The sequence below is a fragment of the Streptomyces sp. NPDC091292 genome (assembly GCF_044757265.1).
GTDB lineage: Bacteria > Actinomycetota > Actinomycetes > Streptomycetales > Streptomycetaceae > Streptomyces.
Genome location: NZ_JBIVUQ010000011.1, coordinates 216,314 through 229,364, shown reverse-complemented (window position 1 = coordinate 229,364; position 13,051 = coordinate 216,314). Strand labels below are relative to the sequence as shown.

Sequence of the window (13,051 nt, the reverse complement as noted above, 5' to 3'; positions counted from 1 at the left end):
TCAGGTGTCCCTGCTGGCTGTCCCTGCCGGCCCTCCCTGGGACGGCAGGGCCTGGGTCCATGAATTCACAGCGCGCGCCGTCACGCCTCCCAAACGGCGGCGATGGTGCGGTCGTCGGCGTAGCCCTTGACCCTGACCTGGGCGTCCGCGAGGAACGCGGCGAGGCCCGGTGGCTCGGCGGAGGACCAGCGGGCGGTGAGGTGCCGGGTGAGGCCGGGTTCCCCGTGCAGCGGGTCGGCGAGGCCGCCGGTGCACAGCAGCAGCGTGTCACCCGGGCGGGCGACGGAGGCGCGGAAGCGGAACGGGGCGCGGGGCGGCTCCGGGGCCGGTTCGTAGGGGCTGGGGGGTGTGGTGATGCCCAGGTCCATGGTGAGGCGGTCGCCCTCCGGGGTCTCGCTGGGCGGGGAGCCGAAGCCGACGACGGGTTCGCCCGCCGTGTCGGCGGGCTGCGGCTCGATGTCCTGCCAGGCGCCGTCGCGCAGCCGGAACAGGCCGCCGTCGCCGACGCCGAAGAAGACGCGGGTACGGCACGCCGGGTCGGCGGGCAGCAGCAGGCAGCGCAGGCTCGCCGTGTACTCGCCGGGCTCGACGCCCAACTCGGCGGCGCGTGCGCGCAGCTTGCCGAGGGTGCGGTCGGTGAGGCGGTGCAGGCCCGACTTGAGGTCGCCTCGGCGCCCGGCGCGGACGTCCTCGGCGAGCCGGGCGTGGCTGCGGCCGACGGCTCCGCCGATCCAGGCGCAGGCGTCGGCGGCTGCGCGGTGGGCTCCGGCGGTGGCGCGGGCGCCGGTGGCCATGGCGACGAGCACGAGCGCTCCCTCGCCGGTACCGAAACGGGCGGTGAGCAGGGCGTCGCGGCGGGGCTCGCCCCGGTAGCGGGCGGAGTCCCCGCGCACGGACGCGGCCCGCAGGGTGCTGCTCCCGTAGCGGGCGCCGTCGAGGACGGTGTCGGCGACGGTCTCGCCGATGTCCTCGGGGTCGGCGGGCGGCAGGGCGGTGGGCTCGGCCTCGTAGGTGGGGGGCCGGTCGCCGACGTAGGCGGGTGCGGGGCGGCGGGGCGGAGGGGGCTCCACCGGCGGGGGTGGGGGCGGGTCCGCCGCGCGGGGTCCCGGCAGGGCGCCGGGCGGTTCGGTGGGGTGGTCGGCGGGCGGTTTCCGGGGCCGGTCGGGGAAGGTGCGGGGTCCCGCCGTGCCGGCGGGCGCCTCCCAGGGAGCCCGCGCCGTCCCGAGCCCGGAGGGCGCGTCCCCGGTCGGTGGGGTCGGCGGGGCCGGGGGGCGCGGCGGGGGCGGGGCGGTGTCGCGGGGCTCGGCCCGCGCGCCGTTCACGGCGGATGTGGCCGAGCTGAACCTGTCGTCCAAGGTGTCCGTGGTGGGGGCGGGTGCCGTGTCGTCGGACCGCTCCCCGTACAACTCCCCCCACCAGTCGTCCTCGTGGCCGGTGCGGCTGTCCCCCTGCTGGCTCATGCCCTTATTGTCCACCGCGCGGCCCGTGCGAAAACGGGGCATCCGGAAAAACCCGTAGCGACCGCGTACAAGCGACAAGCGCGCGACCGCCGGACGGCTCCACCCCCCACGGGAGTGCCGCCCGGCGGTCGCCGGTGTGACCTGGGGCTACGGTGGCTAGCGCACGTCGTAGGCCCGGGTCACGGTCTGGGTGACGGACGCGCCGTGCTTGTCCGTCAGTTGGACCTTCAGCGTGACGTGGCGTCCGGTGGCCCCCGCGTGGTCGACGGTCGCCGTCCAGGATCCGCCGCGCCGCGCGGTGGGCGCGTCGGTCCAGGTGTCGCCGTCGTCGTAGGAGTACGACAGCTTCGCCGAGGTGAGCGCCCCGGGGGTGTATCCGGCGTGCCCGGTGGCGCCGAGTGTGATCCGCTGTCCGTCCTTCGCGGGCAGCGTCTTCATGCCGTCCTCCGGCAGCCCGTAGGAGGGGAAGAGGATCGGCAGCCCCTGCGAGTACGCGCTCTCGTCGAGCCCGGACCGGAACGTCCAGGTCGTCCGCGTCCCGGTGGACCGCTGCCACACCTTCGCCGGCTGCCCGAACTTGAGAGTTTCCAGGGTGAGTTCGAGTGTGGATTCGGCGGCCGGGACGTCGAAGACGCCGAACGGGTAGCCGCTGCTCCCGGCGTCCTCGCCGTCGACGCGCAGGCTCACATTGCCGATGTCGCCGAAACTGCCCTGGACGCCGTCGTGTTCGCCGTCGCTCCAGAAGGCGGGGGCGATCCCGATGCGGTTGCCCTGCCGTTCGGCGGCGAGCACGGGCTTCCCGTCCGCGTCACGCGGAGTTCCGGGCACGACACCGCCGCCGTACCAGCTCTCGTTACGCCGCTCCCCGGCCCGGTAGGTGTGTGCGGAGCCCTTCATGAACTCGCCGAACGGGAAGCTGCTGGAGACCATCTGGGAGAACGCGGTGTCCCCCGCCGTGTAGTACTCGGTGCGCTTGCCGGGCGCGGCGACCTGGTCGAAGAGGCCGGTGAGGTAGACGTCGCCGGTGGGCCGGTGGGCGGTGACCATGTCGAGGTAGTCCCCCGCGACGCCCATCGCGTGGTACGTGGCGTCGGTGCGGCCGAGCCGGTCGTCGCGGACCCGGTAGGAGCGGTCCGATGTGACGGGGCCGTCCTCGGGGAACGCCAGGTTGTAGACGTACGGGCTGGCGGCGGTGGCCTTCCAGTCGACGGTCACCGGGCCCTGGGCGAGGCGGCCGATGACGGTCCTCGCCTCGGCGGCGGGCAGCCCGAGCACGGGCAGCGCCGCGCCGGTGAAGCCGCCCGACGGGTACCAGCGGCCCGCCGACTCGTGGTACGCGACGAGGGCGACGGCTCCGGCGGTCGCGGCGGCCTGCGCCTGCTGGGCGACGGAGGTGGTGTCGTCCGGGACCTTCACCAGGGCGACCCTGCCCTTGACCCCGGCGGCGGCGAGTTCGGCGGCCGTACCGCTGCCCGCGTCCACGATGCGGGCCTTGCCGGTGCCGTCCAGGTTGGCCGATCCGGTGGAGCCGGTGACCGGGTGGAGCCGGGGCCCGCCGGTCACGCCGAACGAGTCGAGCTGCGGGGCGTACCGGCGCCAGTAGCTGCCGAACTCGAAGTCGCCGTCGTGGGCGCGGCCCTGGACGTCGGCGTAGTAGCCCTGGACCTGGCGGCCCCCGGTGACCGACCCGGCGTGCAGCCAGGACGCGTCCCAGGTGCGGGCGAAGGCGAGCGAAGTGGTGCGGTCCTCGGTGGGCCGGTCGGTGCGGACGGTCAGCCGGTGCGCCTTGCGGGCGTCGAGGACGACGGTGGTGTCCTTGGTGACCTCCAGTTGGGGCCGGGCGGCGTAGGTGAGCGAGTCGGCGAGTGCGGAACCGCCCACCGGGGCCGGGGTCGCGTCGGGGGTTTCGATGAACGACGACAGGAAGTAGCTGCCGGGCCGCACCTGGTACGTCTGGTCGTTCGCGCCGTCGTTGAAGCGCCGCTCACCGGTCGCGTCGTCGGTGCCGATGAGGTCCACCGACGAGGACGCGGCGGCGGGCCTGCCCGAGCGGTCCACGAGCTTGACGCGGAGGCTGACGGTCTCCGGCTGTACGTACAGCGCGAACGGGGTCGAGACGGTGACACCCGCGGCGGTGGCGAGGACGCGGCCGGTGACGTCGCCGTACTGGGCGGCGCGCAGGGACGCGTCGGGGTCGAGGGACAGCGGGACGTTCACGGTCGCGTGGGCGGGCACCGTGACGGTGCGCTTGCCGATGCGGGCGACCGGGGAGCGGACGGCGGACCCGTCGTTGCCGGTCACGCCCCGCACGGCGAGGCTCAACGTGACCGGTTTGCCGGTGGTGTTGGTGTAGGGGACCTGGACCGTGGTGCGGTCGCCGCTGTCCTGGGGCCAGCCGAAGCTGCCGCCCTGCACGGCGGGCGCGCCCAGGATCTTCTGGTCGATCGCGGCCTTCACGTCGAGGCGCCCGCCGCCGGTCTCGCGTACGTCACCGGGGATCGCGCTGTCGGCGGACGACACGAGGGCGGCCTTGATCTGCTGGGCGCTCCAGTCGGGGTGCCGCTCCTTCACGATCGCGGCGGCGCCCGCGACATGCGGCGTGGCCATCGACGTACCGCTCATCGACTGGTACGCGTACACGCCCCGGCCGCCCGCGGCTGCCGCCGAGATGGCGACGCCGGGTGCGGTGATCTCGGGCTTCAGGGTGTGCGAGCCGTAGGCGGGGCCGCGGCTGGAGAAGGAGGCGGTGGAGTCGTCGCGGTCGACGGCGCCGACGGTGAGGACGCTGGGCGCGCAGCCGGGCGACGACACGGAGTTGAGGCCCGGTCCGGTGTTCCCGGCGGCGATGACGAAGAGGGTGTTCTTCGCGGTGCGCGCCAGTTCCTCGGTCGCGGTGCTCATGGGGTCGGTGCAGTCGGTGCGGGCCGGGTTGCCGAGGCTCATGGAGACGACGTCGGCCTTCTGGTCGACGGCCCACTCCATGCCGGCGATGATCCAGGAGGTGGCGCCGGAGCCGTAGTCGTTGAGGACCTTGCCGCTGAGGAGTTGAGCGCCCGGCGCGACCCCCTTCTTCCTGCCGTCGCTCGCCGCGCCGCTGCCGCCGACCGTGGAGGTGGTGTGGGTGCCGTGGCCGTTGCGGTCCTCGGTGTCCGGTGAGTCGGTGAAGTTCTCGGCGGCGGCGATCCGGCCCTTGAGGTCGGGGTGTTCGGCGTCGACTCCGGTGTCGAGGACGGCGACCTTGGTGCCCTCGCCGTCGAAGCCGGCCGCCCACGCCTCGGGGGCGTGGACCTGCTGGGTCGACTTGTCGAGGTTCGCCCGCACCTTGCTGTCGAGCCACAGCTTCTTCAGGTCACCGGCGGCGCGGGAGCGCGGGGCGCTGAGGTCGGCCCAGAAGTCGGCGGCCTTCTTCTTGTCGGCCTTGAGCGCGACGCCGTCGACGGAGTCGAGGACGAGTCCGCGGGTCGCTCCGCGCGGGGCGGCCGGGGCGCTGCGGGCGACATCTACGGACGAGTCGTACACGGCGATCAGCGGCAGGGCGGCGCTGTGCGCGTCGTCGTAGCCCTGGCGGACGAGGCCGGTGACGTTGAAGAGTTCCTCGTCCACGCGGCCGTCGGCGAGGGCGCGGACGGCGGACGCGGGATAGACGTAGAGGTCGTCCCCCGCCTGCCGGGTCTGGAGCAGCGGGGGCGTGCCGTCCGCGCCGGGCAGGGCGGACGCGGCGGGGCGTCCGGACGCGTCGGTCGTGACCACGACCCGGTCCCCGGTGACCAGCGTGACGACGGCGCCGCCGCCCTCGCCCGCGGCCGGGGCCGCGCCGCCGGTCAGCGGTCTTCCGGTCGTGCCCGTGTCCCCCAGCGGCCCCGCCGCCGAGGGCACGGCCGCCGTGACGGCCAGGACGGCGGCGGTCGCCGCGCCCAGCGCCGTACGCGATATCGCGCGCATCGCTCTCCCCAAGGTTCTGCCGACGTCCGGGAACGGGCCGGGGCCCGGCCGGACGACGAGCCGGTGCCCGTACGACAAAGCCCAGGCCAATACGGTCCAAGCTCCGCATTACGGGCGGATGTTGGTGCTGCGGTGGCGCCACCTTGGCAGAGAGGCGGGTGGTGCGGCGATGATGTGCCGGGGCGGCTTTACGCCGTGGCCGCTTTCCGCCACCGGGGGGCGGTACGGGCCGCCGGAACGGAACGCTCGGGGAGGGACGTCGCCACATGCTGGCCGCGCTGGGGCTCGATGAAGTGCATGAGGCGGCGTACCGCGCCCTGGTGTCGGTGGGCGCCGCCGACGTGCCGGATCTGGCGCGCCGGCTCACGCTCGCCGAGGACGCCACGGACCGGGCGCTGCGCCGGCTCGAACGGCACGGGCTCGCCGCGCAGTCGTCGGCGCGTCCGGGGCGCTGGGTCGCGGCGCCGCCGGGCGTCGCGCTCGGGGCGCTCCTCACCCAGCAGCGGCACGAGTTGGAGAAGGCGGAGCTGGCGGCGGCGCTGCTCGCCGAGGAGTACCGGGCGCAGGCCGCCGAGCCCGCCGTGCACGACCTGGTCGAGGTGGTGACCGGCGCGGGCGCTGTGGCGCAGCGGTTCCTCCAGCTCCAGCTCGGCGCGAGCGACGAGGTGTGCGCCCTGGTGACGGGCAAGCCGGTGGTGGTGTCGGGCATGGACAACAAGGCCGAGGAGCAGGCCGCGGGCCGGGGCGTGGCCTATCGGGTCGTCGTGGAACGCGAGGTGCTGAACCTGCCCACGGGCCTCCTTGAGCTGTCCGCCGCGATCGGCCGCGACGAGCAGGTACGGGTGGTGGACCGGGTGCCGACGAAGCTGGTGATCGCGGACCGGACCCTCGCGATGGTGCCGCTCACCTCGCGGACCGCCGAGCCGGCCGCCCTCGTCGTGCACGCCAGTGGGCTCCTGGAGTCGCTGTCGGGCCTGTTCGACGCGGTGTGGCGGGACGCGCTGCCGCTCCGCATCGGCCAGCGCGGCGGCATCACGGAGCAGCACCCGGACGGGCCCGACGGCACCGATCTGGAGATCCTGTCGCTGCTGCTCGCCGGGCTGACCGACGCGAGCGTGGCGAAACAGCTCGACCTCGGTCTGCGGACCGTGCAGCGCCGCGTCAAGCGGCTGATGGAACTGACGGGCGTGACGACCCGGTTGCAGCTCGGCTGGCACGCGTACGAGAAGGACTGGGTGGCCCGCGAGGCGCGGGCGCATCGGGACCCGGCGGTACGGCGTGACGTGCCCGCGCGACCGGACCCGACTCCGGAGGGCTAACGCGAGGGGCGGGTTCGGCCGCCCTCCGGCACCCTGGGCAGATGGGAGCGTGGGAACTCCTGCTCGTCGGGGTGGTGATGCTGCTCGGGCTGTGCGGAGTGCTGGTGCCGGGGGTGCCCGGCTCATGGCTGGTCTGGGCCTCCGTGCTGTGGTGGGCGTTGCAGGACCCGCGCCGCCCGACCTGGGCCTTCTTCGTCGGCGCCACCCTCGTACTGCTTGTCTCGCAGGCCGTGCGCTGGCAGCTGCCGCCGCGCCGGCTGCGGCAGAGCGGCGCGACGCACCGGATGGCGGTGTGGGCGGGGTGCGGCGCGCTGGTGGGGTTCTTCGTGGTGCCGGTGCTCGGCGGCATCCTCGGATTCATCGGCGGGATCTATGTGTCGGAGCGGCTGCGCCTGGGCGGTCACGGTGAGGCGGTGACGGCCGTGCGCACCGCGATGCGGGCCGGGGGCTGGAGCGTGCTCGCGGAGCTGTTCGCGTGTCTGCTGATCTTCGGGGCATGGCTGGCAGCGGTGATCTGGGGCTGACGTCCGTCCATGTCCCCGCCCCCGGTCCACATACGTAACGGCACATCGGATCTATCTCTACCTGTTGACGTCGAGTCACACCCTCTCTACCTTGCAGCGGGGGATAGCTCCGATGAATCAACTCCGATGAATCAGCTCGATGAATCAGCTCGATGAACCCTTCGTGCCCGAGCCGCCGGGAGGCCCGTATGCCCAGCCCGTCCAGACGAACCGTCCTCGCCACCGGAACCGCGCTGGGCGGCGGGGCCGTACTCGCCGGAGGTGTGCCCGCGCAGGCGTCGGCGGCGGAGTACGGGACGACCGCGTCGCCGGCCGGGGCGACGGACGTGCGGCCGTCCGGTGACCCGTGGCGGGCGGTGCTCGACGACGCGGACCTCGTCTGGCAGCGCGCGCCGAAGACCTGGTACGAGGGCCCGTACCTCGGCAACGGCTTCCTCGGCTCCGGGATCTACGCCGACCCGGCCGCCCCCACCAAGGCCGTCCGCTTCCCTGTGCAGCACTCCGAGGTGCAGGACCACCGGCCCGAGTTCGGTTCGCTGTTCGGTCTCGCGCGGCTGCCGATCGGGTACTTCACGCTGGAACCGGTCGGCACGATCACCGCCCTCGACTGGCGCCTCGGGCTGCGCGACGCGGAACTCACGGGCACCCTCACCACGGACCGGGGCACCCTGACCCTGCGCGCCCTCGTCCACACCTCGCGTTCGGTCCTCGCCGTCGAGGTCACGCCCAGCGCGGGCGAGCGGGGCTTCCGGTGGGTGTTCCATCCGGCCGAGGCGATCAGCCCGCGCGCCGCGTTCAAGCCGCTGCCCGACGGATACACCGGCAATCCGCCCGCCGATGTCACCACGGTCGACGGCACATCGGTCGCCGTACAGCCGCTGCTCGCGGGCGGACAGCACGTCACCGCGTGGCGCGAACGGACCCGGGGCGCGCGGCGCACGCTGTACGTGACCGTGGCGCACTCCCATCCCCGTACCACCGCGAAGGCGGAGGCGCTGCGGGCGGTCAGGGGAGCCGCGCTGCTGCCGTACGACGCGCTCGCCCTCACGCACCGTGCCTGGTGGCACGCCTTCTACCGCAAGAGTTTCCTGTCGCTGCCGGACGCGCGGATCCAGCGGTTCTATTGGATCCAGTTGTACAAGACGGCGTCGGCGGCCCGCCGGGACGCGCCCGTGATGGCGACGTCGGGGCCCTGGCTGGAGCCCACACCGTGGCCCGCGACCTGGTGGAATCTCAACGTCCAACTGGAGTACTGGCTGATCCACGGCTCGAACCATCTCGAACTCGACGCCGTGACCCGGGCATTGAGTGAGTTCCGGGACCATCTCACGGCCGAGATGGCGCCCGCGTACCGCGCGGACTCGCTCGGCATTCCGCGTACCACGGACGCGCGCCTGGTCAACGGCGGTGCGACCGCGAGCGATCAGGGGTACGGCGTCGGCATACCGGGCCAGGAAGCGCCGACGCCCGAGGTCGGCAACCTCGTCTGGGCCCTGCACAACGTATGGCTCAGCTACCGGCACACCATGGACGAGTCGATCCTGCGCGATGTCCTGTTCCCCCTGCTGCGCAAGGCCGTCGCCTACTACCTCCACTTCCTCCAGCCGGGCGCCGACGGGAAGCTGCACCTCCCGGCGACCTTCTCACCGGAGTACGGCGGCAACTCCCGCGACTGCAACTACGACCTGATGTTGCTGACCTGGGGCTGCCGAACGCTCCTGGACTCCGCCGAACTCCTCGGCATCAAGGACGAGGCGGCGCCGCGCTGGCGCGAGGTCCTGGCGCGCAGGACGCCGTACCCGACGGACGCCAACGGCTTCATGATCGGCGCCGACATCCCCTTCGCGAAGTCGCACCGGCACTACTCGCATCTGCTCGCCGTGTACCCGCTGTACGAACTCACCGGCCGCACACCGCAGGAGACCGCGCTGATCGAGAAGTCCCTGGCCCACTGGGTCGGCTTCGAGGGCGCCCTCCAGGGCTACACCTTCACCGGCGCCGCGTCGATGTCCGCGCTGCTCGGCAAGGGCGACGACGCCCTGAAGTACCTCGGCCAGTTGATGAGCCGTTACATCCAGGCCAACACCATGTACAAGGAGTCGGGCCCGGTCATCGAGACACCGCTGTCGGCCGCGCAGTCCCTGCACGACATGGTGTGCCAGTCGTGGGGTGACGTCGTCCGCGTGTTCCCGGCGGTGCCCGCCGCGTGGCGTGACCTGGTGGTGCACGACTTCCGTACGCAGGGCGCGTTCCTGCTGAGCGCGGTGCGCGAGGACGGCGCGACGCGCTGGGTGCGCCTGACCAGCGAGGCGGGAGCGCCGTGCGTGGTCCGCCACGGGATCGCGGGCGCGATCGACGTACGGGACGGGCGGGGACGGGCGCTGCGGTACGAGGACGCCGGGGACGGGGCGATCCGGATCGCGCTGCGGAAGGGGGACGCGGCGCTGATCACCCGGGCGGGAGACCGTCCGGATCTGCGGATCGCACCGGTACCAGGGGATGGGACGGTGGCCCGCTGGGGGCTTCCTGGCTGACGCGCCTTCTGGCGTGGGGAGCGGCCCTGTCGCTTCGCGGATGGCCAGGCCCTATGTTCGGCGGATGACCCAGTTCTCCTACCTCTCCGCCGTACGCGAGTCGTACGACACCGTCGCCGACACCTATCTGGAGCGGGTTCCCCGGCCGGCCGAGCTGGATGCGCTGACCCGGGCCACGTTCGCCGCGTTCGCCGAGATGGTGCGGGGCGGCGGGCGCGGCCCGGTGGCGGATGTGGGGTGCGGGCCGGGCCTGGTGACGGCGTACCTGACCACGCTGGGCGTCTCCGCGTTCGGTGTCGACGTGTCGCCGAGGATGATCGCGCTGGCCCGGCGGGCCCACCCCGGACTCCGGTTCGAGGAAGGCTCGATGACGGGGCTCGACATCGGCGACGACACGCTGGGCGGCGTCCTGGCCTGGTACTCGATCCAGCACACCCCGCCCGAGCAGCTACCGGCGGTGTTCGCCGAATTCCACCGCACGCTGGCACCGGGCGGCCACGTGCTGATCGGCGTCTATGTCGGCGACAACGAGCACGTACAGCCCGACCAGCACTACGGCCACCCGGTCTCGTACAAGTTCCACTTCCTTCCCCTCGACCGCCTCACCGATCTGCTCGCGGCGGCGGGGCTGGTCGTCTCCGCGCGGCTGGAGCAGGGGCCGGACGAGGGGAAGAAGCGGGCGTACGTCTGCGTCCTGGCGCGCAAACCGGCGAAGCCGTGAGGTCGGTGACGCCCTGAGGCCGGTGTCGGCTGGCATGACCTGGGGCGCTCTGCGAGGCTCGCGGTATGACCGAATTCAGCGAGGCCGAGCGTGCGTACCTGCGGACCCAGCGGCTCGGGCGGCTCGCCACCGTCGATCCGCACGGGCAGCCGCAGGCCAACCCGGTCGGGTTCTTCCCGCAGGACGACGGCACGATCCTCATCGGCGGTTTCTCGATGGGGTCCACGAAGAAGTGGCGGAATCTGACGGCGAATCCGAAGGTCGCCCTGGTCGTCGACGACATCGTGAGCGAACGCCCGTGGAAGGTACGGGGCGTCGACATCCGGGGCAAGGCCGAACTCATCACCGGGCCACACGAGTTGGGCACGCACATGAGCGAGGAAGTGATCAGGATCCATCCGAGGCGGATCCACAGCTGGGGACTGGACGAGGAGTGACACCCGCTTCAAGCCCGAGCAGAAACTCCTTGCGGGCGAGGCCGCCCGCGTACCCGGTGAGGGAGCCGTCCGCGCCGATGACGCGGTGGCAGGGGCGGACCAGGAGCAGCGGATTGGCGCCGATCGCCCCACCCACCGCGCGCACCGCCATCCGCGAGGCGCCGATCCGCGCGGCCAGGGCGCCATAGGTGGTGGTCGCGCCGTACGGTACGTCGTCCAGCGCGTCCCACACCCGACGGCGGAACTCGGTGCCCTCGGGCCGCAACTCCAGCTCGAATACGGTGAGTTCACCGGCGAAGTAGGCGGCGAGCTGCAGCTCGGCGTCGCGGAAGGCGTCCGGGGCGTGGCGCCACTCGGGACGCACGGTCCGGCCACCTTTCTGACCGGGCACGGAGAGGGAGGTCAGCGCACCGGAGGTGTCACCGGTGAGGAGGAGGTCGCCGACGGGGCTCGCGACGGTCGTGTACAGCGTGGTGGCAGTCGTCATGGGGGTCATTCCGTCTCTCCGGCGGTGTGCAGGTGGCGCAGGGCGTAGGAGCGCCAGGGGCGCCAGGTTTCGGGTACGGGCCGGTCGGGCGGCGGGACGTCGGGGTCGCCGAGGGCGCGGGTGCGGATGACGGCGACGGTACGGGCGTCCATGCCCGGCAGGGCGGCAAGGGCGGCCTCGGCCTGGTCGCGGTCGGCGCCCGCGTCGAGCCGCAGGGCGCCGTCGGCCAGGGCGGCGGTCAGGGCGCCGAGGGTGCCGTCCGGCTCGGCCTGCGCGAGGACGCCCGGCTCGGGGAACACATGGGTGAGCGGTCCGCAGGGAGCGTCGAGGGCCTTCCCGTACCGCCGCACCAACTGCTCCGCCTCGACGCGGCCGACGACGGCGCGTACCGCCAGTTCCTCGGGGTCGGCGGCGCCCGGTGAGCGCAGGCCCGGCCGGGCGGCGACGAGGGGCGCGAGGCGGGGGTCGGCGGCGAGGCGTTCGTCGGCCGCGTAGGGGTCGGCGTCCAGGTCGAAGAGGCGGCGCAGCCGCTGGACGGCGGTGGTGAGGTCCCGGGGGTCGCTGAGGTGGAGGCGCGCGTCGAGCCAGCCGCTCCGGTGTGCGGTGCCCGCGCCGGAGACGCCGGGCCGCTCGTCGACGGCGGCGATGCCGGTGCCGTACGGGAGGCGGAGGGTGCGGCGGTAGGTGCGCTTCCCGGGCGCCCCGGACACATGCTCGACCCCGGCGAGCGCTTCGTCGGCGAGCAGGTCGAAGACGGCGCCGGACTGGTAGGGGCCGCGGTGCGCGAGGCGCAGCGGGATACCGGCGGTGGGGCCGGACGCCGGGCGGCGGGGTGCGGCGGCGCGGAGCCGGGTCGGAGTCATGGCGTACACGGCCCGGATGGTGTCGTTGAACTGCCGCACGCTGGCGAATCCGGCGGCGAACGCGATCTCCGTGATGGGCAGGTCGGTCGTCTGGAGGAGCACGCGGGCGGTATGGGCGCGCTGGGCGCGGGCGAGGGCGACGGGGCCCGCGCCGAGTTCGGCGGTGAGCTGACGCTGCACCTGCCGGGCGCTGTACCCGAGCCGCCCGGCGAGCCCGGCGACGCCTTCGCGGTCGACGACACCGTCCCCGATCATGCGCATGGCGCGCCCTACGACATCCGCGCGGACGTTCCACTCGGCGGACCCGGGCACGGCGTCCGGCCGACACCGCCGACAGGCCCGGAACCCGCACCCCTGAGCGGCGGCGGCGGTGGCGAAGAACCGCACGTTCCGCCGCTTGGGCGTGACGGCGGGGCAACTGGGCCGACAGTAGATCCCGGTCGTCTCCACCCCAAAGAAAAACGCCCCATCAAACCGCCCGTCCCGACTACGCACCACCTCATACCTGGTCTCTTCATCAATCACAAGACCATTGTGCGACGGAGGCACCTAGGTCGGCTGGCGGATTTCAGACACGGAGATGACAGGCACACGGGGGCGGGGCGACGGGCAGGGGCAGGAGCAGGAGCGGTGGCATAGACGCGGGCACGGGCAGGCCCCCGGCAGGGGAAAAGCCCCCGCTGGGGAACAGCCCCCCGCAGGGGAAAGCTCCCGGCAGAGGAACAGCCCCCCGCAGGGGAAAGCTCCCGGCAGAGGAAAGCTCC

Annotated in this window: 9 protein-coding genes; 5 read left to right on the top strand and 4 right to left on the bottom strand. The window is 73.4% G+C overall.

Going from position 1 to position 13,051, the window contains the following annotated elements; translation table 11 throughout:
- Window positions 1–80 precede the first annotated feature (80 nt).
- Window positions 81–1,460: a protein phosphatase 2C domain-containing protein gene (locus ACIQNU_RS27475; RefSeq protein WP_401371556.1), complete on the bottom strand. Its 1,380-nt coding sequence runs from the start codon at window positions 1,458–1,460 to the stop codon at window positions 81–83.
- Window positions 1,461–1,616: 156 nt separating this feature from the next.
- Window positions 1,617–5,402, bottom strand: a complete 3,786-nt coding sequence (locus tag ACIQNU_RS27470) for a S8 family serine peptidase (RefSeq protein ID WP_401371555.1) — start codon at window positions 5,400–5,402, stop codon at window positions 1,617–1,619.
- A 266-nt stretch (window positions 5,403–5,668) separates the two neighbouring features.
- On the opposite strand from ACIQNU_RS27470, the gene ACIQNU_RS27465 reads away from it, so the two are divergent.
- From ACIQNU_RS27465 to ACIQNU_RS27445, 5 genes are all read left to right on the top strand, one after another.
- Window positions 5,669–6,721 carry a helix-turn-helix domain-containing protein gene (locus tag ACIQNU_RS27465; protein WP_401371553.1) on the top strand — a complete coding sequence of 351 codons (1,053 nt, stop codon included), beginning with the start codon at window positions 5,669–5,671 and terminating at the stop codon, window positions 6,719–6,721.
- 41 nt (window positions 6,722–6,762) lie between these two features.
- On the top strand, window positions 6,763–7,245 hold the full coding sequence (locus ACIQNU_RS27460) for a DUF456 domain-containing protein (RefSeq protein ID WP_401371552.1): 483 nt from the start codon (window positions 6,763–6,765) through the stop codon (window positions 7,243–7,245).
- Between the two features lie 188 nt (window positions 7,246–7,433).
- Window positions 7,434–9,779 carry a glycosyl hydrolase family 95 catalytic domain-containing protein gene (locus ACIQNU_RS27455; protein ID WP_401371550.1) on the top strand — a complete coding sequence of 782 codons (2,346 nt, stop codon included), beginning with the start codon at window positions 7,434–7,436 and terminating at the stop codon, window positions 9,777–9,779.
- Window positions 9,780–9,843: 64 nt separating this feature from the next.
- Window positions 9,844–10,500, top strand: a complete 657-nt coding sequence (locus tag ACIQNU_RS27450; protein WP_401371548.1) for a class I SAM-dependent DNA methyltransferase — start codon at window positions 9,844–9,846, stop codon at window positions 10,498–10,500.
- 65 nt (window positions 10,501–10,565) lie between these two features.
- Window positions 10,566–10,937, top strand: coding sequence for a PPOX class F420-dependent oxidoreductase (locus ACIQNU_RS27445; RefSeq protein WP_401371547.1), 372 nt, complete (start codon window positions 10,566–10,568; stop codon window positions 10,935–10,937).
- Here ACIQNU_RS27445 and ACIQNU_RS27440 read toward each other — a convergent pair.
- Both ACIQNU_RS27440 and ACIQNU_RS27435 read right to left on the bottom strand, forming a co-directional pair.
- The gene (locus ACIQNU_RS27440) at window positions 10,888–11,433 is read right to left on the bottom strand and encodes a methylated-DNA--[protein]-cysteine S-methyltransferase (protein ID WP_401371546.1); all 546 of its coding nucleotides are present in this window, start codon (window positions 11,431–11,433) and stop codon (window positions 10,888–10,890) included. The genes ACIQNU_RS27445 and ACIQNU_RS27440 overlap by 50 nt on opposite strands.
- Window positions 11,430–12,809 (bottom strand): DNA-3-methyladenine glycosylase 2 family protein, encoded by a 1,380-nt coding sequence (locus ACIQNU_RS27435; RefSeq protein WP_401371622.1) that lies wholly within the window; start codon window positions 12,807–12,809, stop codon window positions 11,430–11,432. Before ACIQNU_RS27435 ends, ACIQNU_RS27440 begins: the two co-directional genes overlap by 4 nt.
- Window positions 12,810–13,051: the final 242 nt, after the last annotated feature.